This window comes from Kitasatospora sp. NPDC087315 (assembly GCF_044744345.1).
GTDB lineage: Bacteria > Actinomycetota > Actinomycetes > Streptomycetales > Streptomycetaceae > Kitasatospora.
In genome coordinates this window covers 137,624-161,079 of sequence record NZ_JBIUYD010000017.1, presented here as the reverse complement: position 1 = coordinate 161,079, position 23,456 = coordinate 137,624, and the positions used below count along the sequence as shown (strand labels likewise).

General features: G+C 74.7%; 16 protein-coding genes and 1 pseudogene. 4 read left to right on the top strand and 13 right to left on the bottom strand.

Annotated elements, in window-relative coordinates:
* The first annotated feature begins 5 nt into the window (after positions 1-5).
* Both ACIO5D_RS24545 and ACIO5D_RS24540 read left to right on the top strand, forming a co-directional pair.
* On the top strand, positions 6-794 hold the full coding sequence (locus ACIO5D_RS24545) for an arylamine N-acetyltransferase (RefSeq protein ID WP_400659706.1): 789 nt from the start codon (positions 6-8) through the stop codon (positions 792-794).
* Positions 791-2,419: a bifunctional 3-(3-hydroxy-phenyl)propionate/3-hydroxycinnamic acid hydroxylase gene (locus tag ACIO5D_RS24540; protein WP_400659709.1), complete on the top strand. Its 1,629-nt coding sequence runs from the start codon at positions 791-793 to the stop codon at positions 2,417-2,419. Before ACIO5D_RS24545 ends, ACIO5D_RS24540 begins: the two co-directional genes overlap by 4 nt.
* Positions 2,420-2,573: 154 nt before the next feature.
* On the opposite strand, the gene ACIO5D_RS24535 is transcribed toward ACIO5D_RS24540, so the two are convergent.
* From ACIO5D_RS24535 to ACIO5D_RS24525, 3 genes are all read right to left on the bottom strand, one after another.
* Entirely contained in the window at positions 2,574-3,803 is a 1,230-nt protein-coding gene (locus ACIO5D_RS24535) for a 3-deoxy-7-phosphoheptulonate synthase (RefSeq protein ID WP_400797766.1), read from the bottom strand.
* The gene (locus ACIO5D_RS24530; RefSeq protein ID WP_400797763.1) at positions 3,800-6,667 is read right to left on the bottom strand and encodes an AAA family ATPase; all 2,868 of its coding nucleotides are present in this window, start codon (positions 6,665-6,667) and stop codon (positions 3,800-3,802) included. Before ACIO5D_RS24530 ends, ACIO5D_RS24535 begins: the two co-directional genes overlap by 4 nt.
* A 219-nt stretch (positions 6,668-6,886) precedes the next feature.
* Entirely contained in the window at positions 6,887-7,015 is a 129-nt protein-coding gene (locus tag ACIO5D_RS24525) for a hypothetical protein (protein WP_363614055.1), read from the bottom strand.
* Between the two features lie 503 nt (positions 7,016-7,518).
* On the opposite strand from ACIO5D_RS24525, the gene ACIO5D_RS24520 reads away from it, so the two are divergent.
* Positions 7,519-10,632, top strand: a complete 3,114-nt coding sequence (locus tag ACIO5D_RS24520; RefSeq protein WP_400797760.1) for a BTAD domain-containing putative transcriptional regulator — start codon at positions 7,519-7,521, stop codon at positions 10,630-10,632.
* Here ACIO5D_RS24520 and ACIO5D_RS24515 read toward each other — a convergent pair.
* From ACIO5D_RS24515 to ACIO5D_RS24485, 7 genes are all read right to left on the bottom strand, one after another.
* Complete coding sequence (locus ACIO5D_RS24515) at positions 10,622-11,659, bottom strand: LLM class flavin-dependent oxidoreductase (protein WP_400659718.1); 1,038 nt, start codon at positions 11,657-11,659, stop codon at positions 10,622-10,624. The genes ACIO5D_RS24520 and ACIO5D_RS24515 overlap by 11 nt on opposite strands.
* 25 nt (positions 11,660-11,684) lie before the next feature.
* Positions 11,685-12,875 (bottom strand): acyl-CoA dehydrogenase family protein, encoded by a 1,191-nt coding sequence (locus ACIO5D_RS24510; protein WP_400797757.1) that lies wholly within the window; start codon positions 12,873-12,875, stop codon positions 11,685-11,687.
* Between the two features lie 53 nt (positions 12,876-12,928).
* Entirely contained in the window at positions 12,929-14,689 is a 1,761-nt protein-coding gene (locus ACIO5D_RS24505; RefSeq protein ID WP_400797754.1) for a dipeptide ABC transporter ATP-binding protein, read from the bottom strand.
* Positions 14,686-15,543 (bottom strand): ABC transporter permease, encoded by an 858-nt coding sequence (locus ACIO5D_RS24500; protein WP_363614064.1) that lies wholly within the window; start codon positions 15,541-15,543, stop codon positions 14,686-14,688. The genes ACIO5D_RS24505 and ACIO5D_RS24500 overlap by 4 nt, the downstream gene beginning before the upstream one ends.
* A complete protein-coding gene (locus tag ACIO5D_RS24495) occupies positions 15,540-16,517 on the bottom strand; it encodes an ABC transporter permease (protein ID WP_400797752.1) in 978 nt (325 codons plus the stop codon). The genes ACIO5D_RS24500 and ACIO5D_RS24495 overlap by 4 nt, the downstream gene beginning before the upstream one ends.
* A 1-nt stretch (position 16,518) precedes the next feature.
* Positions 16,519-18,165, bottom strand: a complete 1,647-nt coding sequence (locus ACIO5D_RS24490; RefSeq protein WP_400797749.1) for an ABC transporter substrate-binding protein — start codon at positions 18,163-18,165, stop codon at positions 16,519-16,521.
* 324 nt (positions 18,166-18,489) lie between these two features.
* Positions 18,490-19,974, bottom strand: coding sequence for an MFS transporter (locus ACIO5D_RS24485; protein WP_400797747.1), 1,485 nt, complete (start codon positions 19,972-19,974; stop codon positions 18,490-18,492).
* A 123-nt stretch (positions 19,975-20,097) separates the two neighbouring features.
* Here ACIO5D_RS24485 and ACIO5D_RS24480 point away from each other — a divergent pair, with 123 nt between their 5' ends.
* Positions 20,098-20,526, top strand: a complete 429-nt coding sequence (locus ACIO5D_RS24480) for a winged helix-turn-helix transcriptional regulator (protein ID WP_400758884.1) — start codon at positions 20,098-20,100, stop codon at positions 20,524-20,526.
* 71 nt (positions 20,527-20,597) lie between these two features.
* On the opposite strand, the gene ACIO5D_RS24475 is transcribed toward ACIO5D_RS24480, so the two are convergent.
* The 3 genes and pseudogenes from ACIO5D_RS24475 to ACIO5D_RS24465 all read right to left on the bottom strand — a co-directional run bounded on the left by ACIO5D_RS24475 (position 20,598) and on the right by ACIO5D_RS24465 (position 23,276).
* Positions 20,598-20,819 (bottom strand): DUF5988 family protein, encoded by a 222-nt coding sequence (locus ACIO5D_RS24475; RefSeq protein ID WP_363614074.1) that lies wholly within the window; start codon positions 20,817-20,819, stop codon positions 20,598-20,600.
* 7 nt (positions 20,820-20,826) lie between these two features.
* A pseudogene (locus ACIO5D_RS24470) lies at positions 20,827-20,988 on the bottom strand (IS21 family transposase); the annotation flags it as partial.
* Between the two features lie 344 nt (positions 20,989-21,332).
* Positions 21,333-23,276, bottom strand: a complete 1,944-nt coding sequence (locus ACIO5D_RS24465; protein ID WP_400797744.1) for a hypothetical protein — start codon at positions 23,274-23,276, stop codon at positions 21,333-21,335.
* Positions 23,277-23,456: the final 180 nt, after the last annotated feature.

Here is a 23,456-nt window from a genome sequence, read left to right as displayed (position 1 = left end):
CCGCCGTGTTCGACACCACCGCCTACCTCAAGGCCCTCGACTACGACGGCCCGCTCGACCCCACCGCCGACACCCTGCGCGAGCTGCACCGGCGCCACCTGATCGCCGTCCCGTACGACTCCTCGCTCAACACCGCCCGCGGCGAGGCCCTGTGGGCGGGCGTCGACATCGACGTCGACGCCGTGTTCGACGCCGTCGTGCTCGGCGGCCGGGGCGGCGTCTGCTACGAACTGAACGGACTCTTCCTCGTGCTGCTGCGCGAACTCGGCTACGAGACCGGGCTGTTCTCGGCCGGGATCCGCCAGGTGGACGACAGCTTCGGGCCGGACCTGGAGCACGTCCTCGGCTTCGTCCGGCTGGACGGCGACCTCTGGCTGGTCGACGTCGGTTTCGTCGGCCCGTCCTACCTGGAGCCGCTGCGGGTGGTGCCCGACGAGGTGCAGCCGCAGTTCGGCACCGACTTCCGCGTCGTGCGCGCGGACACCGGCCACTACGTGGTGCAGCGCCGGGGCCGGGTCGGCGACTGGCGCGCCGTCTACCGGTTCCACTCGCGGCCGCGCGCCTTCGCGGACTGGCTGGTCCCCTCGCCGGAGCTGGACCGGTTCGCCCGGGCCCTGGCCGGCTCCGGCATCGTGGTGCGCGGCCGGGCCTTCGAGGGCGGCCAGCGGATCCTGATCGGCACCCGCCTGGTCGTCGTCGAGGACGGCACCGAGCGGCTGCGCGGCCTCGCCGACCCGGAGGAGCACGCCCGGGTGCTCGCCGAGATCCTGCGGAAGGACGCGGCCACCGAATGAGCGCCCCCGTCCACACCGAGACCGCCACCGACGCCGCGGGCAACGGCGGCGGCCTCGACACCGACATCGCGATCGTCGGCTACGGGCCGGTCGGCCAGACCGCCGCCCTGCTGCTGGCCGCCCGCGGCCACCGGGTCACCGTCCTGGAGCGCTTCCCCCGGCCCTACCCGATGCCGCGGGCGGTCTCCTTCGACGGCGAGTCCGCCCGCATCCTCGCCGCCACCGGCGTGGGCGCGGCCCTGGACGAGCACGTCGAGTCCTCCCGGGACTACGTCTGGCACAACGCCGACGGGCAGACCCTCTTCCGGGTGGACGTCGAGGACGCCGGCCGCTCCGGCTGGCCCGACTCCAGCGCCGTCTACCAGCCGGGCCTGGAGACCGCGCTGGCCGCCCACGGCGAGCGGTACCCCACGCTGCGCGTCCTGCGCGGCCACCGGGTGACGGCGCTCGCCGACCGCGGCGACGCGGTCACGCTCACGGTCGAAGGACCGCGGACCGGCCCGTCGGGCGGCCCGCTCACCGCCCGCTGGGTGATCGGCTGCGACGGCGCCAACAGCGTGGTGCGCCAGGAGGCCGGGCTGACCGCCACCGACTTCGCGTTCTTCAACGACTGGCTGACCTGCGACGTCGTCCCGCACGACGGCCGGGAGTCCGTTCCCAACAACCTCCAGGTCTGCGACCCGGCCCGGCCGCGCACCGCCGTCTCCGCCGGGCCGGGCCACCGGCGCTGGGAGTTCATGCGGCTCGACCACGAGTCGCCCGAGGAGTTCGGCGGCGAGGCCAACGTCTGGAAGCTGCTCTCGCTGTTCGACATCGACCCCGGCAACGCCACCCTGCTGCGGCACGCCGTCTACACCTTCCAGGCGCGCTACGCGGACCAGTGGCGGCGCGGCCGGGTGCTGATCGCCGGGGACGCCGCCCACCTGATGCCGCCGTTCGCCGGGCAGGGCATGTGCTCGGGCTTCCGGGACGCCGCCAACCTCGCCTGGAAGCTGGACCTGGTGCTCACCGGCCGGGCCGCCGAAGGGCTGCTCGACAGCTACACCGCCGAGCGGCGCGAGCACGTGCGGCACGCGCTCACCATGTCGATGGACCTGGGCCGGGTCATCTGCCAGACCGACCCGGCCGCGGCCCGCGACCGCGACACCGTCATGCTGGCCGCCCAGGAGCGCGCCCGGCGCGGCGCGGAGGTCGGCGCAGCCCGGCCGCGCACCCCGGTCCAGCCGCTCACGGCGGGCCTGCGGCACGGCGGTGGGCCGGCCGGCGACCTGGTCGTGCAGGGGCGCGTGACGGCGGCCGGCCGGCCCGCCGGGCTCTTCGACGACGTGGTGGGGCGCGGCTTCGTGCTGCTCACCACCGAGCCGCCGGAGAGCCTGCTCACCGACGGGGACCGCGTCTGGCTGGCCGACCTCGGCGGCCACGTGGTGAGGGTGCTCGCGCCCGCCGACGAGGAGCCCCCGGCGGGCGCGGTGGGCGACACCGACGGGGTGTACCTGCCGTACCTGGCCGAGACCGGGGCGGTCGCGGTGCTGGTCCGGCCCGACTTCTACGTCTACGGCGCGGCGGCGGACCGGACGGAGCTGGCCGCGCTCCTCGAAGCGCTCCGCACCGACCTCGCCGCCTGACGGCCCGACCGCCGCCCGTCGGAACCCGCCGGAACCTGCGGGGACTCGCCCGCCGGCCCCGCCCCGGCCCGCCGCCCGCCCCCTCCCGCGCACGCGCTGACGGCCCGCTCCCCCTCCGCGTGGAGGAGCGGGCCGTCGGTCCGGGTGGCGGTCCTCAGACCGCCACGGGCGCCCGCCGGGCGGAGTGCTCCAGCAGGATCTCCGCCACGACGCGCGCCAGGTCGAGGGTCTGGCGCCCGTTCAGCCGCGGGTCGCAGCCGGTCAGGTAGCGTTCGGGGAGCTGCTCCTCGCGCAGGTCCTCGCGACCGCCGAGGCACTCGGTCACGTCGTCGCCGGTCAGTTCCAGGTGCAGGCCGCCGGGGTGGCTGCCGAGCGCCCGGTGCACGGCGAAGTAACCGCTCACCTCGGCGGCGATCCGGTCGAAGCGGCGGGTCTTCAGCCCGCCGGCCGCCGTCTCGGTGTTGCCGTGCATCGGGTCGCAGAGCCAGACCACCGGGTGCCCCGCGTCCGCCACCGCCTCCACCAGCGGCGGCAGCACGTCGGACACCTGGTCCGCGCCCATCCGGCTGATCAGCGTCAGCCGGCCGGGGACGCGGTCCGGGTCCAGCGCCTCGGCGTAGGCGACGGCCTGGTCCGGGGTGGTGGACGGGCCCAGCTTGAGGCCCAGCGGGTTGGCGATCCGGCGGGCCAGGGCGACGTGCGCGCCGTCGAGCTCGCGGGTCCGCTCGCCGATCCACAGGAAGTGGCCGGACAGCGCGTACCCGTCGCGCACCAGCGGCACCTCGTAGTCGAGCAGCAGGGCCTCGTGACCGGCGAACAGTTCGGTGCGGGTCGCGTCGGCCACCGAGTCCAGCACGTCGAGCGCGGCGCCGGCGCCGTCGTACGCGGTGAGCATCCGCCGCGGGTCCGGTGTGCGGGCCTCGGCTGTCGCCGCGAGGCCGTTGACGATGTCGCCCCGGTAGGAGGGCAGCCCGTCCGGGCCCGTCGGGCTGGAGCGCGGCTTGGCGTACTGCCCGGCGACGCGTCCGACCGGCACCACCGGCAGGCCGGAGGCGACCTCGAACAGGGTCGCGCAGTGCAGTAGGGCGTGCAGGTTGGCGCGCACGTGCTCGGGGGTGTTGCCGGCGAAGGTCTCGGCGCAGTCCCCGCCCTGGACGACCAGGGCCCGGCCGAGCGCGGCCTCGGCCAGGCGCTCCCGGAGCCGGTCCACGGCGGCCGGCTCCACCAGGGGCGGCAGGGCGCCGAGCGCGGCGCGCACCTCGCGCACCCGTTCCTGGTCGGGCCACTGCGGCTGCTGACCGGCGGTCAGGCCCGCCAGGGCCCGGGCGAGGTCGGGCCCGGTGCCGTCGTGCACCGTCGGGGTCGTGGTGGTCGGCGTCGTCATCCCGTCTTCCTCAGGTTGGCCCACAGATCGGCTGGCAGATCCTTGCGTCGGCGTACCCCGAGCTTGCGGTAGACCCGGGTGAGGTGCTGTTCCACGGTGCTCGCCGTGACGTACAGGCGTCCGGCGATCTCGCGGTTGGTGTAGCCGAGCACGGCGAGCGAGGCGACCCGCCGCTCGGACTCGGTGAGCGCGCCGACCCCGCCCGGCTCCCGTGCCTCGTCGGCGGCCGGGCCGCTCTCGCCGAGGTCCGCCGAGACCGACAGCAGCTCCTGGGCGAGCGGCTTCAGGGCGCACATGTTCGCCACGTGCAGGGCCTGGCGCAGCAGCAGCCGGGCCCGGCGCTTGTTGCCGGCGCCCTGGTGCGCCCGGCTCAGGTCGGTGAGCACCCGTACCTGCTCGTAGCGGTCGCCGGAGGCCTCGGTGAGGTCGACGGCCTCGGTGAGCAGGGGGCCGCGCCGCCCGGCCGGCCCGGCCGCGGCGAGCAGCCGCAGCGCCGGGCCGCGGTTGTGCGGCAGGTCGGCGTCGGCCCGGCTGAGCTGTTCGTGGATCAGCCGCCAGGCGCGGTCCCGGTTGTCCAGCCGCAGCCAGGCGTCGGCGGCCTGGGTGCGCCAGGGCACCACCCCCGCGCCGTCCAGGCCCCAGGTGCGCAGCAGTTCGCCGCAGGACAGGAAGTCGGCGAGTGCCGCGTGGCCGTGCCGGGTCGCCAGGTAGTGCTCGCCGCGGGCGAACAGGTAGTGCAGCCCGTACAGGCTCTGGAACATCGCCTCACCGACGGCGTGGGTGAGGTGCTTGGCCGCCGAGCGGTGCTCGCCCGTGCGGCTCTCGGCGATGATCAGTGTGCCCAGCGGCAGGCCCACCGCGATGCCCCAGGCGGTGGGGCTGAGGTGGGTCAGCGCGGCCCGGCTGTGCTCGGCCGCCGTGGTCGGCTCGCCGAGCCGCAGGGCCGCCTCGGCGTGCGCCGCCGAGTACAGGGCCGTCGCGGTCGGGACCTCGCGGCGCGCGGCGGTGTCGAGCAGCCGTTGGCTCCAGACCGCCGCGGTGTCGGCGCGCCCGGCCTGGAGCAGCACCCGCAGCGCGAGCAGCGCGGCCTCCTCGGCCCACGCTGTGCGGCCGTGCAGGTGGGCGTCGTGCAGCACCTGCTGGGCGTGGTCGACGGCCTCCGCGGCCCGTCCCCGGGTGAGCGCCCCGGCGAGCGCGGCGGCGGCCCGCAGCTGCGGGTCGACGTCCGGGGCGACCGCGTGCCGCAGGTCGGCGGGCAGCGCCGGGACGCGGCGGCCCCGGGCCAGGCCCGGGTGGGTGTAGGCGAGCCAGGTCTCGACGTCGCGCAGCGCGCCCGTCTCGGCGGGGGAGGCCGGTCCGGTCCGGGCGCGCAGCAGATCCAGGACGGCCAGCGCCTCCTCGCCGCGGCCGTGCCACAGCAGGTACCGGACGAGGACGAGCGCCTCGGCGAGCCCGAGGTGCCCGGCCCGGACCGCGGCGGTGAGCGGAACCAGGTGCCGGGCCGCCGCCGAGGGGTTGAGCTGCCACTCGGCCTGCGCCAGCCGGTGCCGGAGCACCGCCCGGTCGTTCTCCTCGGCGGCCTCCTTGTGGGCCAGGCGCAGGCAGGCGACGGCGGTGCGGTGACGGTGGTCGAGCAGGGCGTGCTCGGCCGCCTCGGTCAGCGCGGCGACCGCCCACGGCGCGGGCGCCCGCCCGGCCTCGACCAGGTGCCGGGCCACCTCGGCGGCGGGGCTGCCCGTCTCGTGGGCCAGCTGGGCGGCCCGCAGCCGCAGTTCGGTGCGCTCGTGCGGGGCGAGGTCCTCCAGGACGGCGGCGCGGGCGGCCGCGGTGCGCAGCCGTCCCTCGCCGTCCAGCAGTCCGGCGGCGGTGAGCGTGGCGCGGATCCGGGCGACCGCGTCGGCGCTCTCCCGCTCTCCCAGCAGCCGGGCCACGTCCTCGGCCGGGGCCTCCTCGCCGAGCACGGCCTGGGCCTGGACGACCCGCAGCACGCCGGGGCCGGCCCGGTGAAGGCAGCTCAGCAGGGCCGGGCCGTAGCGCGGTTCGGGCTCGTCGGCGCGGTCGAGGTGCTCCTCGACGAGGGCGTGCAGCAGCAGCGGGTTGCCGCCGGCCACGTCCACCAGGCCGGGGCCGCGGTGACGGGCGTCCTCCTCGCCCAGGCCCTCGGTGACCAGGCGCAGCGCGCCGGCCCGGGACAGCGGGGCCAGCGCGAGGCGGTGCGCGTGCGGGTGGCGCAGCAGTTCGGCGTGCAGCCGGCGCCGCGCGGGCCACGGGGTGCTGCCGTCGGTGAGGACCAGCAGCACCCGGCTCTGCGGCAGGTGGCGGACGAGGTGGCGCAGGAAGTGCAGGGACGCGTCGTCGGCGTGGCCGATGTCCTCGACGCAGAGCAGTACCGGGGTGTCGGCGGAGGCCGCGAGCAGGGCGGTGGTCAGGTCGCGGCAGGCGCGCAGCAGCGCGGGCGACGGCGGGCCGGCCGGGTCGCCAGCCGCGCCGGTGCCGTTGAGGGCGGTGCCGTTGAGGGCGGTGCCGTTGAGGGCGGTGCCGCCGGCACTCTCGGCCGGGTCGGCGAGGACGGCCGGGGCGGCCAGCGCGGCCAGCCGCTCGGCGTGTCCGGCGGGCCAGCCGGGGGAGCGGGCGATCCGGTCGGCGATGCCGAAGGGCAGATCCCGCTCCTGGGCGGAACAGCCCGCGCCCACGACCAGGACTCCGCGCTCGGCGGCCCGGGCGGCGAACACCCGCAGCAGCTCGCTCTTGCCGCTGCCGAGGGGTCCGTCGACCAGTGCCACCCGGCCCGCGCGGCCGAGACACTCGGCGAGCAGGTGGTCGAGTCTGTCGATGTGCGCATCACGTTCCAGCAGGGAAGGCACCGGGTACCCCCGACCTCATCTCTTGTAGGCGTCCGGCCGCCGGTCCCCGGCGGCTCCCCCGGGGCGATGGCGACGTCCGCCCGCTCCCGGTCGAACCCATCATGGGGACACCCCGCCCATCGCCCGGGAACTGACCGCCCATGGGCGGGCCACTGCCGCCGGGGCCGCCGGGCGGGGCAGGGATGATTCACAGTCCTGATGATCTTGTATCGTCCCTGCTCAGGGGATGTGGAGGAGGTCGAGGGGGCGAGTGAAGGGCCGGTAGGAGACGTGGCGGAGGCCGGCGGCGATGCTGGTGTGGCCGTGGTCGCGGAGGGTGTTGATCGCGAGGTTGCGCAGGGTCGCCATGTTCTCGGGCCCGTGGCCGGTGCGGATCTTGGAGGCGTCCTCGCGGAAGGCGGTGTCGCGGACGAAGTGGAGCCGGTTCTCGATGGTCCACTGCGAGCGGGCGGCCTGGCCGACGCGGCGACCAGCACCACACTCGTCAACGGGTGACGCAGACCACGCGGATCCACCGGCAGCGCCAGCCGGTCCACCAGACCCGCGCCGTTCTCGAGTTGACGAACAGGCGGGTCGGAGAGGGGGCAGGTGACAGACTGGCGACGCGTCGAGGCTCCGGTTCGGGGCGACGGACGAGGTCACCCCTTCAGCCGGAGCCTCGATGCGTTCGCAACGGCCCGACACCACCCCATCACACCCCCGTGACCTGCGCACTTGCCTGATCACCACGACTTTGAATCAGCCCTGCCGGGCGGGGGCGGTGAATTGCCGCGGAGATCACCGGCGGGGGTCGCCGGTGGTATCGTAGATAAGAATTGACGTGCAGTCAATGGAGGGCCCGGGTCGACCTGATGTACCATCGGGCACATTCTTCGGAATGGCATTGTCCGGAATCGCCGGGAATCGAGGGGGTAGGGGTGCGATTCAACGTTCTGGGGCCGCTTGAAGTGCTCTCCGACGGCACTGACGTGCCCATTCGCGGCCTGCAGCAGAGGGCCCTGCTCGGTGTTCTCCTGCTCCGCGCGAATAGCGTGGTGGGCATCAATGAGATAGCCGCCGCACTCTGGGGCGATGACCGTCCGTCCACGGCGCGGAAAATGGTGCAGAACTCGGTGGCCGGGCTGCGCCGCGCATTCCAGGCGGTCGGGGAGCCGGCGGACGGGAAAGTCGCGCTGAATACCACTCTGCCCGGATATGTGCTCAGAATCGAGCCGGAACAGCTCGATCTCACGGAATTTCATGAGCTTGTCACATTGGGCCGGGCCCGACTGGCGGCCGGCGACTGGACGCAGGCCTCGGAACTGCTGCGCCGCGCCCTCGGCCTGTGGCGCGGCCCGGTGCTCGCCGACGTGAGCGACGCCGGGCTCACCTGGCCCGAGCTGGCCGCCCTCCAGGGCACCCGGCTCGCCGTCCACGAGGACTGCATCCAGGCCGAGTTGGCGATGGGTCGGGACCGCGAGCTGATCGGCGAACTGGAGTCCCTGCTGGAGGCCGAGCCGACCCGGGAACGCCTGGTCGCCCAGCTGATGGTCGTCCTCTACAACTGCGGGCGCCAGCCCGAGGCGCTGGACCGCTACCGGCGCACCCGGGACCTGCTCGCCGACCGCTTCGGCCTGGAACCCGGCCGCGACCTGCGACGCCTCCAGCGCGCGATCCTCAGCCACGACCCGGCCCTGGCGCTGCGGCTCACCGCCGCCCCGGGCGGCGCGGCGGACTTCCCGCCCCCGGCCGGACCCCGGCCCGCGGCCGCCGCCCCGCGACCGCCGCACCCCCGGCCGGCACCCGCCGCGCCGTCGCCGGCGCCCGCCCCGGCCGCGCGCGCCGACGACCGCGGCGCCGGCCGCGCCGGGACCGCCGACGCCCCGGCCGCCGAGAACGCCTTCCGCGCGTCCTGGGAACGGGTCGAGCGGCGCCCGGCCAGCGTCGTCATGGTCCGCGCCCGGTGGACGGCCGACGACGGCGCCCTCGCCCCCGAGCGCGTCGACCACGCCGTCAAGGAGCTGACCGCCGGCATCCGGCGCGAGATGGCGCCCTTCGGCGGGCACGTGCGCCGGGCCTTCGGCTCGGTGTGGCTGGTCGTCTTCGGTGTCCCCCGGGCCCACGAGGACGACGCCGAGCGGGCCCTGCGCGCCGCCCTCGCCCTGCGCCGCCACTTCGAGGCGCCCGGACCGGCCGCCCCCGGGGGCACCGTGCCCGGACCGGCGCCCGGTACCGCGGCCACCGCCACCCGGCCGGTCACCCACCTCGTGGTCGGCACCGGCGAGGTGGTGGTCACCTACGACGACAGCGCACCCGAGCCCGTGGAGGTCACCGGCCAGGTCCTGGACGCCTGCCACCACCTGCTGCTGCAGGTCCCCCGCGGGGAACTGTGGGCCGCCGACGCCACCGTCGAGGCCGGCGGCGCCGGCCTCGGCTTCGCCCCGGTCCCCGGCGTCCCCGGCGTCCACCGCCCCGCGCGCTCCCGCCCCGACGGCCGCGGGCCGTCCGGGCACCCCGTCGAACCGCCGTTCCTGGAGCGCACCCACGAGCTGAACCTGCTGCGCGGCGCCTACCAGGACACCATCCGCCGCCAACTGCCGTACCTGGTCACGGTGATCGGCGAGCCCGGTATCGGCAAGACCCGGCTGATCGGGGAGTTCGCCGCCGCGCTGCGCGACGGCGCCGGACCGCTGGCGCCCCGGGTGCTCCACGCGGGCACCCCCGCCTTCGACGCCCACACCCCCTACGAGCCACTGGCCGGCGTGGTCCGCGCCTACACGGGCATCCGCGCCGGCGCGCCGGCGGCCGTCGTCCTGCCCGCGCTGACCGGCGTCGTGCGCGGGCTCTTCCCGCACGCCGCCACCGGACCGATCGTCACCGCGCTCGCCGCCTGCCTCGGCCTGCCCGCCGCGGCCGCCTCCGCCCAGGGGCCGGACGGTGGCGCCGTCCCACGGGAGGAAGTCCTCGGCGCGCTGCGGCAGTTCCTGGAGGAGGCGGCCACCGACCGCCCGCTGGTGGTCGTCCTGGACGACCTCCACCGCGCCGCCGACTTCGTCCGCTCCTTCGTTGAGGACCTCACCGTCCGGCTCGGCCCGGTCGCCCTGCTGCTGATCGTCGGCGCCCGCTCCGAACTGCTCCACACCAGGCCCTCCTGGGCGTGCGCCAAGCGCCGCTCGGCCCTGCTGCACGTGGCACCGCTGTCCACCGCGGCCACCGCCACCGTGATCGGCGCCGCCTCCGGCCGCCGCCACCCGACGCCCGCCGACGACCGCCGCGCGGCCCTCGCCGACGGCAACCCGCTGTTCGCCCAGGCCTACGCGCGGGCGGCGGACGCCGGCGCCGACCCGGCCGCCGCCCACCCGCCGGCCGTCCTCGCCGTCGCCGCCGCCCAGCTCGACGGCCTCGACCGCACCGCCCGCTCGGTGCTGCGCGACGCCGCCGTCGTCGGCGGCACGCTGTGGCGCGGCGCGGTCGCCGCCGTCAGCCAGCGCGACCCCGAGGAGGTCGGCCGCAGCCTGGAGCTCCTGGAGTCGCGCGAACTGCTGCGCCGGGTGCGCCGCAGCGGCGTCCCCGGAGACGTCGAGTACGCCTTCCGGTACGCCGTCAGCCGCGATGTGGCGCTCGCCCAGCTGCCCGGCCGCGTCCTGGTCGAACGCCACCTGCGGGCGGCCGACTGGGCCGCCCTGCTGGACGTGCCCCGCCCCGGGCTGCTGGCCTTCCACTACGACCGCGCCATCGCGCTCGCCGAGGCGGACGGCACCCCGGTGGAGACGATGGAGCGCCGCGCCTGGGAAGCCCTGGTCGGGGCGTCCGCCCGGGCCGCCGCCGCGGGCGACGACGCGCTCGCGGTCAGCTGCCTCGACCACGCCCTGGACCGCTGCCCGCCGGGCGAGCCCGAGCGGGTCTGGCTGGTCACCCACCACCGCCGCATCCGCGACAGCCTCGGCACCCGCGCCCATCGCCGCCGCCCGGCCGTTACGAGCTGACCCCGGCGGGGACGGGCAGCGCCGGGGCGAGTTCCCGCACGCGTTCCAGCGAGCGGATCTTCTCCTCGACGTCGGTGACGTTATTGGTCACCATCAGCTCGTCCGCGCCGGTGCGCTCCAGCAGGTCCGCCAGCGCCCGGCGGACCTCCTCGGCGTCACCGACCGCCTGGGTGCTGAGCAGCGCGTCGGCGGCGGCCCGCTCGGCCTCCGTCCACGGGTACGCCGCCGCCTCCTCGACGGTGGGCAGCGGCGCGATCGGCGAGGCGCCGTTCAGCCGCAGCACCGGGAACAGCGCCGGCGCCGCCAGTCGGCGCGCCTGCTCCGAGGTCTCCCCGCACACCGTGTAGGCGGTGACGATCGCGTGCGGCCGCTCGGCCCGGGCCGAGGGCCGGAAGCTCTCCCGGTACGCCCGCAGCGCCTCCTCGGTGCCGCGAGAGTTGAAGAAGTGGTGGGCGAACGCGTACGGCAGCCCGCGCCGGCCCGCGTCCACGGCGCTGCGCACACTGGCGCCCAGCAGCCACGGCCGGGGCGGCTGCGGCGGCTCCGGCAGGGCCTCCAGCCGCTGGTAGACGTGCCCGTCCGGGAAGCCGCCATCGACGAAGGCGAGCAGCTCCTCCAGCGCCGCAGGGAAGTCCTCTTCGGGCGCCCGGCGCAGCGCGTGGGAGAGCACCGGGTCCGCGCCCGAGCGGCCGATGCCCAGGTCCACCCGGCCGGGGAAGAGCGCGGCCAGCGTCCGGAAGGACTCCGCGACGGCGTACGGTGGGTGGTTGGGCAGGATCACCCCGCCCGCGCCGATCCGGATCCGGCTGGTCCGCTCGCCGAGCGCGGCCAGCAGGACGGCCGGGACGGAGCCGGCGATCCCGCGCGAGTTGTGGTGCTCGGCCACCCAGAACCGGGTGTAGCCCAGCTCGTCGGCGGCCGCCACCAGCCGGCGGGTGCCGACCAGGGTGTCGGCGGGGCGGCCGGCGGAGTCGATGGACGATATGTCGAGGACGGACAGCGGGACGGTCGGGGAACTGCTGGTCATGCGCGGGTGCTCCTTACTCGGGGTGTCACGCGTACCAGGTGGGGCGGGGGACTTCGCCGTGCAGGAGGTGGCGCCCCACCACCCGGGCGCGCCCCGGGTCGTCCTCGTGCACCCGCCGCGCCCGGGTGTCCCGCCAGTAGCGGTCCAGCCCGGCCGCGGCCTCGGCGCCGCCGGGGCCGGCCGCCCCGAGCACGCCGGCGGTGACCGCGTCGGTGGCCGCGCCGGCCTGCGTGGCCAGCGCCGCGACCCGGACGGCGTGCCGGCCGCGCTCCTCCTCGGTCACCGTGCGGCGCCGGGCGTGCAGGGCGTCCGCCTCGGCGCCGACGGCGTCGGCGAACGCCTCCACCGCCCACAGCGCGGAGGCCAGGGCGCCGTAGTGCCGGGCCGCGTCCGCGGCGGCGGCCTCGGTCAGCGGCGCCTCCGAGCACTGCTCGCGCGCGTGCCGGGCGGCGGCGTCCAGCGCGCCCCGGGCCGCGCCGATCAGCGCGTTGGCCTGGGCGAGCCGGAAGGCCGGGGTGAGGAAGGTGTTGTAGACCCGGGGCACGAAGGTCTTGTCGACGTGGCCGAGCGCCCCGGTCCACGGGATGTTCGCGCCGTCGGCGACCACGGTCCCGGCAGCCAGCGACCGCAGCCCGAACTCCTCGGCGCCGGGCTCGAAGGACAGCCCCACGTGGCCGCTCATCGCGAGCGCGCTGATCGGGGTGTCGCCGTCCTCCAGGAAGCCCTCCAGGATGGTGATGTCCGACACCGGGTGGCCCAGGGCGCGCTCCAGCCGCCCGTGGAACAGCATCTCGCGGCCCGTGTCCTGGATCACCAGGGGCGCCGAGCGGGGCTTCGAGGACCCGCTGAAGAACCACCGGGCCCGGGCCGACACCTCGCCGATGTGCTGGATCTTCTCGTCGGTGCCGATGAACTCGGCGATCGACACCCACACGTAGTGGTGGGCCAGCAGCTCGCCGACCGAGGCGTCGGCCGCCGCGACGGTGCGCACCACCCGGAACGCGGTGGACCAGTTCTGGCCGGCCCCGCCGTACTCGACCGGCCCCAGGAGGGTCACCAGGCCGGTCTCCTTCAGCAGCCGGATCTCCCGCACCGGCGGGGTGCCCTCACGGTCGCGCCGGGCGGCGCCGGGTGCCAGCCGCGCCGCGACCTCCTCGGCCCGCCGCAGCCACACCTCGGCGGCCTCGGGGACGGCGTCCGTCGTCGTGTCAGTCATGTCTCCCACTTCGTGACGTGCTCGCCGTCCTGCCCGGCGACGTGTTCGGTGTCCTACTCCGTGTCCTGCTCCGGGTCGTCGCGGCCGGTGACGTCCGCGCCGTGCGTCCCGTCCGCGCCGTGCGTCCCGTCCGCACCGTCCGCGCCGTCCGCACTGCCCGCACCGTCCGCGCCGGGCAGCCGCAGGACGGCGTCCAGCAGGGCCCGGGTGTACGGGTGGGCGGGGGCCTCGAAGATCCGCTCGGTTTCGCCCTCCTCGACGACCGACCCGCCGCGCATGATCAGCACCCGGTCGGCGACCTGCCGCACCACGGCCAGGTCGTGGGTGATGAACAGCAGGGCGATGCCCCGCTCGCGCCGCAGCCGGTCCAGCAGCTCCAGCACCTGCGCCTGCACCGAGACGTCCAGCGCCGAAACCGGCTCGTCGCAGACCAGCACCTGCGGACGGCCCGCCAACGCCCGGGCGATGGCCACCCGCTGGCGCTGACCGCCGGACAGCTGGTGCGGCCGGCGGGAGAGCAGTTCGGCCGGCAGGCCGACCTGGTCGAGGAGTTCCGCGCACCGCCGGGCCCGCTCGGCGCGCCGCAGTCCCGGCAGCGCCTCGCCGATGATCCGCGCCACGGTGAACCGGGGGTCCGCCGAGGCGTACGGGTCCTGCTGGACGAACTGGATCGCCGAGCGCCCGGCCCGGCGCCGCCGCTCCGCAAGCGCCGACCAGGGCCGCCCGTGCAGCAGCACCTCCCCGGCGTCGGGACGGGACAGACCCATCGCGACCCGCGCCAGCGTGGTCTTGCCCGAGCCGGACTCGCCGACCACGCCCAGCGCCTCACCCGCCCGCAGGGTGAACCCGACCTCGTCGAGGGCCCTCGGCCCGCCCAGGGCGAAGGACTTGACCAGCCCGCGCCCGGTCAGTACCGGGGCCGCTTCCTCGGCGTCCGGTGCCTCGGGCGGGGCCTGGGCGGGACGGGCCGGCGGGCGGCCCGAGGGCACCGCGTCCAGCAGCATCCGGGTGTACGGGTGCTCCGGGGCGGACAGCACCCGGCCGGCCGGCCCGTTCTCCACCACCCCGCCCCGCCGCAGCACCAGCACCCGGTCCGCCAACTGCGCTACCACCGCCAGGTCGTGACTGACCAGCAGCAGTCCCCGGCCCTCGTCCTTGAGCCGGCCGAGCAGTGCCAGGATCTGCGCCTGGACGATCGCGTCCAGCGCCGTGGTCGGCTCGTCGGCGATCAGCAGCGGGGCGTCGGCGGCCAGCGCCGAGGCGATCAGCGCGCGCTGGCGCAGCCCGCCGGAGAGCTGGTGCGGGTACTGGGTGCGCCGGGCCTCCGGCTCCGGCACGCCCACCGCCGTGAGCAGTTCCACCACCCGGGCACCGCCGTCCGGGCCGGCGGTGCCGCCGAGGCGGGCCGCCTCGGCGATCTCGGCGCCGACGGTGCGCAGCGGGTCCAGCGCGGTCAGCGCGTCCTGGAAGACCATGGCGACCCGCCGGCCGCGCACCGCGCGCCACTGCCGTTCGCCGAAGCCGGTGGTGTCCGCCCCGGCCACCTCCAGGGTCCGGGCGGAGACCCGGGCCCTGGCGCCCGCCAGCCCGATGAGGGAACGCGAGGTGACGGACTTGCCCGAGCCGGACTCGCCGACCAGCGCCACGCACTCCCCGGGGCCGATGGCCAGCGACACCCCGTCCACGGCGGGCCGCGGCGCGCCGGGGAACGACACCCGCAGCCCCTCCACCCGCACGAGCGGGCCCGGCACCGACGCACCGGTGTCCCCGGCCGCCGCCTTCGCCGCGGTCGCTTCCGTTGTCGTCGTCGTCATCGCACCGCCCTCAGCTGCAGCGAACGGCCGATCAGCGTGGTGCAGACCACCACGACCGAGACGGCCAGGCCGGGTGCGATCGAGATCCACCAGGCCGTCTGGAGAAAGTCCTTGCCGTCGGCGACCATCGAGCCCCAGTCCGCCTCCGGCGGGACCGGGCCCAGGCCGAGCACGCTGAGCCCGGAGCCCGAGATGATGGCCGAGCCCAGCCCGATGGAGGCCAGCACCACCAGCGGGCCGCCGACGTTCGGCAGCACGTGCCGCAGCACCGACCGCCAGGCCGGCACCCCCAGCACCCGCGCCGCTTCCACGTACTCCGAGCGCAGCACCAGCCGTGCCTGGCCGCGCACCAGCCGGGCGTAGTTGGGCACCCCGGCGATGCCGATGGCGATCGCCACGTTGACCGTGCCGCCGCCCAGCAGCGCCACCACCACCAGCGCGAGCAGCAGTTCGGGGAAGCCCAGCAGCACGTCCACCACCCGCATCAGGGCGAAGTCGACGCGCCGTCCGCCGCAGCCGGCGACCAGGCCGAGCAGCGCGCCGCCGCCCACCCCGATCAGCGTCGCGCCGACCGCGATCAGCAGCGACAGCCGGGTGCCGTGCACCAGCCGCGACCATACGTCCCGGCCGAGCTGGTCGGTGCCCAGCCAGTGCTCGGCACCGGGCGGGCGCAGCGCCGCCGCGACGTCCGTCGCCTCGGGGGCGTGGGTGGCGAACACCCCGGGGAAGACCAGCACGAGCGCCACCGCGGCCAGCAGGACCAGCGGTGCCAGGCGGGCCGACGAGCGCAGCAGCGCGCCCCGGCGGGCGGTGGCCGCGGCCGGCCGGTCGAGGAGGGCGGTCACGGTGCTCATGCCGTTCCTCTCTCGCGCAGCCGGGGGTCGATCAGCGGGTGGAGCACGTCCACCAGGGTGTTGATGACCACGAACGCCGCGCTGGAGATGACCACCAGGGCGCTGACCACCGGCAGGTCGCGCGAGCCGACCGCGTTGGCCAGCACCCGGCCCAGGCCCGGCCGGGTGAAGATGTTCTCCACCAGCACCGCGCCGCCGAACAGGCTGCCCAGCACGAAGCCGGCCAGCGTGGTCAGCGGCAGCAGCGCGTGCCGCAGGGTGTGCCGCAGCAGCACCGCCGTCGCGCCCAGGCCGCGCGAGCGCGCGGTCAGCACGAACGGGCGGCCGTCGGCGCTCTCCAGCTCCTGGCGGATCACCTGGGCGAGCACTCCGGCCAGCGGCAGCGCCAGCGCCAGCGTCGGCAGCACCAGCGCCGCCGGCCCGTCCGCCCCGATCGAGGGCAGCGCGTGCAGCCGGTAGGAGAACACCGTCAGCAGGATGATGCCCAGCCAGAACGACGGCATCGACACCATCAGCAGCTCGGCCATACCGGCGGCACCGCGCACCGCCCAGCCCCGGCCGGCCGTCAGGGTGGCCGCCAGCACCGCCAGCACCAGCGCGGTGACCAGCGCGGACACCGCCAGCTCGACGGTCGGGCCGAGCTGGCTGCCGAGCAGCCGCCCGATCGGCTCGTTGAGCTGGTACGACCAGCCGAGGCCGCCGCTCGCCAACTGGGCGAGCTGGCGGCCGTACTGGACGAGCAGCGGGTCGTCCAGGCCGTTCTCGGCGATCACCTGGTCACGCAGGGCCGGGGTGGCGGCGGCGCCCGGCCCGATCAGTCCGTCCACGATGTCGCCGGGGGCGAGGTGGAGGGCGAAGAACGTCACCGTGAGCGTCCCCCACACCACCACCAGCCCCGCCGCGAGCCGCCGGGCGACGAACCTGGCCCAGGGCGGCACGTGCCGTCGCGGCACAAGCCGGGCGCGGTCGGACACCTCAGGCCACCCCGATGCCGTAGAAGTCGGGGTTGGCGTCGACGTCCAGGACCAGCCCGTTCACCTTGCCGTGCCGGGCGACGTCCATGGTGGCGATGTAGGCCGGGAAGGAGTACGCCTGCTCGACGATCTTCCGCTGGACCTTGCGGTACAGCTCGGCTCGCTGCGCGGCGTCCACGGTCGCCTCGGCCTGGTCCAGCCAGCCGTCGATCTCGGCGTCCTTGACCCGGCTGCCGTTCGCCCCGCCGCCCCCGAACTGGGACTTGGAGTGGTAGAGGCTGCCCAGCAGGCTCGGGTCGGAGCCCTGCCAGGCGAAGGCGAACACGTCGTAGTCGCCCTTGCCGGTGCGCCCGGTGGAGCCTGCGGAGTCCAGCGGCACCAGCTTCAGCTCGATGCCGACCTGCTTCAGCGCGTCCTGCACGCCCACGTCGAAGGTGTGGTTCTGGGCCGAGACGAAGGTCTGCACGTACGGCTGCTCGGCGGTGAGGCGCTTGCCGTCCTTGGTGCGGTAGCCCTCGGCGTCCCGCCCGGTCCAGCCGGCCTCGTCCAGCAGCTTCTCCGCCTTCTCCTTGCTGTACTCCCAGGCCGGCTTGGCGAACGACGGCTCGGCGCCGGGGGTGGAGGGCGCCAGCGGCCCCCAGGCCTGCTCGTACTCGCCCTGGAAGATGCCCTTGACGATCCCGGCGAAGTCGATGGCGTGCCGGACGGCCTGCCGGGCGCGCGGGTCGTCGAACGGCGCGCGGGCGGTGTTGAGGTAGTAGGTGTAGGGGACGCCGGGGACCGCCTTGCGGACCACCTGGACGCCGTTCTGGCCGCGCAGGCCGGCCAGCCGGTTGGCGGGGATCAGCTCGGCGGCGTCGACCTGACCGGACGTCAGGGCGCCGACCCGGGAGGCGTCCTCCTTCAGCAGCAGCACGACGATGCTCTCCAGCTTCGCCCGCCCCTGGTGGGCGGCGGTCGGCGGGGCCCAGTTGTAGTCGGGCCGGCGCTTGAACACCGCCTGCTGGCCCGGCGTCACCGACTCGAAGGTGAACGGGCCGGTGCCGACGACGAACGCGCCGCCGGAGGAGAGGTCGCCCGCGTGGTCGCGCAGCGCGACGGGGGAGTGGAAGCCGAGGAAGGTGCTCCCCGCCGAGCCGAGGAACGAGGAGTGAGGGGCGGTCAGGTGCACGGCCACCGTGCGCGGGTCGACGACCTCGGTCTCCTTGTAGGGGCCGAGCAGGCCGGCCGCCCGCTTGGACGCCGTCTTCGCCGCCGTGACGTGGTCGAAGTTCGCCTTCACGGCCGCCGCGTCGAACGGGGTGCCGTCGCTGAAGGTCACGCCGGTGCGCAGGGTGAAGGTGTAGGTGAGGCCGTCGGGCGAGACCGCCCACGAATCGGCCAGCCACGGCTTGACGGTCCCGTCCGGGGCGATCGCGACCAGCGACTCCAGCACCGGGCGCAGCAGCCGCCCGGTGACGGCGGTGGACGCGGCGTGCGGGTCCCAGCTGTCGGGTTCGACGGCGGCGCCGTAGCGCAGGGTGCCGCCGCCGCTCTTCGCGGAGGGCGGGGCGGAGGAGTCGGAGCAGGCCGTGAGGACGGCGGGGCCGATGACGGCGGCGGCGGTCAGGGTGACCGGGAGACGGAGGAAACGGCGTCTGGTGTACATGGGTCCTTCTCGATCCTGCGCGAGGCGGGGGAACGGTGGGCGGCGTAAGGCCCGCCCACCCCGCGGGGCAGGCGCTGATGGCCCCGGCCGCGGACGATGCGACGAGTCTGCTGGCTCCGTCCGGATCCGACCCCCCTGACCGTCCCCCTATGCGGGCCCTTTCCGGGGCCCGCGGGTTTCGCGGCGGGACGCTCGCGGGTGTGCTCGGCCGGCGTGCTCTGACGTGGTGCGGAGTGCGGTGCGGTGCGGCCCCGGCGGCGGTGCGCGCCGTCAGGGTGGTGCGGCCGTTCCGGGGGGCCTTCCGGAACGGCCGCACGGGGACCGTCAAATGTGCGGCACGGGGGAATCCGCAGACTTGAGGTCCGGTCCGGGGGCGCTCTCGGCACCGTCCGCGGGGCTGCGCAGGACGAAGGCGGCCACCAGGACGCCGACCGCCACGAACACGGCGCTGAGCCCGTAGGAGAGGTGGAAGCCGCCGGTGAGCGCCGCCACCTTGCTGTCGCCCTTGCCGAGCAGTGTCGCGGTGCGGGAGGCGGCCACCGTGGCGAGCACGGCGGTGCCGATCGAGGCGCCGACCTGCTGGGTGGTGTTCACCAGGCCGGAGGCGATGCCGGCGTCGTTGGGCGAGGTGACCGACATGGCCTGGCCGATCAGCGCCGGCATGGCCGCGCCGAAGCCGAGGCCGAGCAGCACGAACGGCGGCACGATGTCGGCGAGGAAGCTTCCGTCGCTCGGCACCCGGGCCAGCAGCGCGAGCGCCGCGGCCACCAGCAGCAGGCCGACGACCAGCACCCGGCGGGGCCCGAACTTCTGGTTCAGCTTGACCGCGAAGCCCAGCGAGACGATCGCGATGGTGACCGGCGCGGGCAGGAAGGCGAGCCCGGTCTTCAGTGCGTCGTAGCCCAGGACGTTCTGGAAGTACAGCGCGGTGCAGAACTGGTAGCCGAACAGGCCGGCGACCATCAGGACCATGATGCCGTTGGCGCCGGAGACCGCCCGGGAGCGGAAGATGTGCAGCGGCAGCAGAGGCTTGGCCGCGTACGCCTGGCGGACCACGAAGCCGGTCAGCAGCACCAGCGAGCCGGCCAGCAGGCCCAGCGTGCGGCCGTCGCCCCAGGTGTACTCCTCGGCCTTGACGATCGTGTAGACCAGCAGCATCAGACCGCCGGTGGCGAGCACCGAACCGACCAGGTCGGCGCCCTCGCGCAGTCCCAGTCCCTTCCCGCCGGGCACCACGCTCTGCGTCAGCACGAGCGCCACCAGGCCGATCGGCACGTTGACGTAGAACACCCACGGCCAGCTGAAGCTCTGCGTCAGCACGCCGCCCAGGATCAGGCCCAGCGAGGCGCCGGCCGCGGAGACGAACGCGTACGCCGCCAGTGCCTTGGCGCGCTCGCCGGCGTCGGGGAACAGGGTGATGATCATGCCCAGGACGACGGCCGAGGCGAGCGCCCCGCCGACCCCCTGGATGAACCGGAACGCCACCAGCGTCGTCGAGGAGGAGGACAGGCCGCAGGCCAGCGAGGCCACCGTGAACAGGCCCAGGCCCGCGCTGAAGACGCGCTTGCCGCCCAGCAGGTCGCCCAGCCGGCCGGAGAGCAGCAGCAGCCCGGCGAACGCGATGAGGTAGGCGTTGACCACCCAGGCCAGGCCGGACTGGGTGAAGCCGAGGTCGGTCTGGATGGTCGGGAGGGCGACGGTCACGATCGAACCGTCGAGGATGATCATCAGGTTGCCGGTGCAGAGGACCCCCAGCGCCAACCAGCGTGACCTGGAAGGCTGGAGGGACGGCGGGGCTTGCGTGGTCATCGGAGGAGTCCTTCGGGAACGGCCCGGGAGGGGCGCCCGGTGGCGCCCGCGCTCCCTGAGGGCACTTCTTGTTACAGCGACCATCATGTGTGACCATCAAGTCCACCGTAAGGAGGCACTTTCATGTTCCTGGGGAACAGCGATGTGATCGAGGACATCGAGGAGGCCGGCGGCGACCCGGCCCCCGCCCGCGAGGCGTGCACCGTCCTGGAGGCGCTCAACCGGATCAGCGGCAAGTGGGCGATCGGGATCCTGCTCAACCTCAGCCACGGCCCGGTCCGCTTCACCGAACTCGAACGGTCCGTACCCGGAATCAGTCGCCGTATGCTCACTCTGACGCTGCGGAACCTCGAACGCGACGGACTGATCGAGCGCACCGTCTACGCGACCGTGCCGCCCAAGGTGGAGTACCGCGGCACCGAGATGGCCGACGAGCTCTACGCCTCCCTCAAGGGCCTCACCGCCTGGGCGGAGCGCCACCGCGACGCCATCGCCCGCTCGCGCGACTCCTACGACCGGGAGCAGGCAGCGGTGGGCGCCGGGGACCTCTGAGGCCCGGCCTCCGCCAGTCCGCTCGCGCCTTCGACTGTCCTGGTCGCTCGCCCGCCCCTTCGCCCTCCGGGCTACTCGGCCGGGCGGGTGGACCCCGTCCACTCGAACACACGCGACTCGGAGGCCTCGTGACGCACCGTCCGGTGTGAGCGTCGGAAGTGCTCGTACCGGTTCCCGCGCGGCAGCTTGAGGACGTGCTGCTCCGCGTCCAGGAACCGGACCCGCTCGTGCTCCGGCAGGCCGTTCGCGGGCCCGCCCTCCAGAATCGTGTTCGGTTCGGTGTCGAGCGCCATGGCGTGCGGGCCGCAGCTCGCGCACCCGTTCCTTGAGGATCGTGATCCCGCGTTCCCAGCCGATCCGCTCGGCGATGACCGTGGCCGGCATCGTCGGGGTCGCCTTGAGCAGCTCGCGGATCTCGGGCTCGAACGCGTCCACCGCCGAACCCTTCAGCGGGCGCTGGTAGACATGCCACGATCGCGGAGCGCACGCACCCGGTACCTGATCAAGCCTTTGGATACCCGTCCACCCATCGACCTCGTACACATCGCCGCCCGCTCTCGGCGCGCCGCCCGGCCCGCGACCGGTCGGCGGCGGCGACCTGGACAGGGGAGGCGTCCTCGCAGCTCAGCAGGACGGCCTGCTGTGCTGCACGCGGCCGCCCAGGTCTCCGAGTTCAGGACTGCCGACCTCGAGGACGATGGGACGACGAGGCACGGCGGTGTATGGCCGGGTAGTGCTTGACCTGCGTACTCGGACCGGCTCGGTACTGCCGTAAGGCCAGCCTGCCTCGGGGCCGCCTGGATCTGTCACCGGGCGGTGGGCGGCTTCGGCCATGCCGTTCCCTCTGCTGCGGCCGTGAGGATGTCGCCGAGGCGGAGCCAGGCGTTCGGGCCGGAGGAGCTGATCGGGCTGTCGGCAAGCCGTTGCCAAACGTGGTCGTCGTCGCCGAGTATGCCGACGACCAGGGCGACCACGGTGGGGTGGATGGTGTCGTAGTGGCTTCCCTTCGCTTTGAGTGCGGTCCAGGCCGGCATTGCGAGGACGGTTTCGTCGGGGCAGTCGGGCAGAGCGAGAACGTGCCGGGCCCAGGCTTCGCGGTTGGCGGGATTCCCGCCGAGCCTGCTCCGTAGTCCGTGAGTCAGCGTGTGGACTGCCTGCCGCGGGTTTGTGTGGCGTGCGAGGACATCGGGGAAGGAGCGGTCGTACCCGTAGCCACTGTGCGCGAACGACAGCAGTGCCTTCTCGACGAGTTCGTCGTCGCCGGCATGCCGGTCCAGGTACTCGTCGAGGACGTTCGCGGCGACGGCGGAGAGGGCGCGGGGCGTCACCTGTGCGGGATCGCCGAGGGCCGCGCGTCGTGTGGCGGATGTCTGGGGGAGCGGATCGGTGACGATCCGGCTGATTGCAGCGATCAGTTCGGTGAACTGCCGGTGGTCCTCCTGGGCCGTGTAGTCGTAGGACCTGGGACGGGTCTGGCCGCGCCGGGCATCGCGGATCATCGACTGGACCGTCTTCTTGACGGCAGGTGTCACGTCGGGCAGGTGGAGCAGCATGGCATGGACCCAGCGGAGGTCGGCTGCCTGGCTGATGCCGAGGGAGCCGTTCGGTTGCCAGGTCTGGAGCGCCTGTACCGCCACATCGGCGAAGTGCCGTCCCAGTTCGGTGAGTTCATCCGCGGGCGTGAGCCAGGTGTAGGGATCGCCGTACGAGGGCTTGGCCTCGGCGGGGTTGAGTACCAGGCGCCACCGCCCCTCTGCGGCGTGGGAAGCCCACGAGACGGCGGCGCCCATGCCCCACCTGGCCCGGCGACCGCTGTCCTCAAGGTAATGCTCGATGTGTTCGCGGCCCTCCTCGCCGAGGGTGGCGAGTTCGGCAGCGAAGTGCTTCCGGGCTTCCTCCGGTGAGGAGCCTTCCTGGAGGACGCGGCACACCCGGGCCACCAACCTGGCCCGAGCGAAGCGGTCCAGATCCTCGAAGGCGATCCGCTTGAGCAGGCTGGGCTCGACCATCCACGGCAGGCTGCCGAGCAGCTGGTCCATGATGACGCGGTGCGCGTCGGTTCCTTCGGTGCGGACGACGAGCTGGGAGTGCCGGTCGGGGTGGCGCTTGAGGACCCCCGACCACATGGTCTCCCAGGCGGCGAACGCCTGCTTGGTCCGCTCCCACCAGGCGTCGGAGTTCTCGTTGTCGTGATCGCTGTAGTCGGGCGCATCGGGCAGCAGCGAGACCGCGGTGTCGAACACGTCGTCGTGAAGGTGTTCTGTCCGCAGGACCAGCTGGGCGGGTGTCGGTTCCTTGAGGAGGGCTGGTGTGATGAACGGACGCTGAGGTACCCGCCTGCGCAGCTCGGAGGCGACGGCCTTGTACAGAACCGGCGACCGGCCGGCGGTACCGAGAGAACCGAGCTGGCTGGCCGTGCAACGTTGGAGTGCACTGTCTCGAAGGGCATCCCCGCACTCGGGATGGGCAAGCGCGAGAGCCACCAGCTCGATCGCCGTCCCGACCAGGTACTCGGGCTCTGACTCCGCCTTCCGCAGGCCGCTCGTCACCGCCGCTTCCAAGAGCCAGTCAGGCGCCTCGTCCCGAAAAGGTCTCGTGAGCAGTGCTTCGAGGAGACGCGCGTACTGCCGGTCATCTGCCAATGCGCGGGCCTGCTCGGCAGCCATCCGGGCCGCAGCCGACCCGGCGTCGGCGCCGGCTGCAACAGCGACCAGGAACTCCACAGGCAGCCGTGAGCTGTTGGTGGTCATGCCGTACGTTCCTCCCCAGACACGAATGGTCAGGCCCATCCTGCTCCATGGATCGGACAACCAGGTCAACAGGCCGGTCTACGGTTCAACAGACGGGACCGATCCGGCTTTCGAAGCGGACACGGGTGCTGCCGTCGGGTACGGTGATGGCGGACCCAGGTCCGGGCCGCCGACAGCATC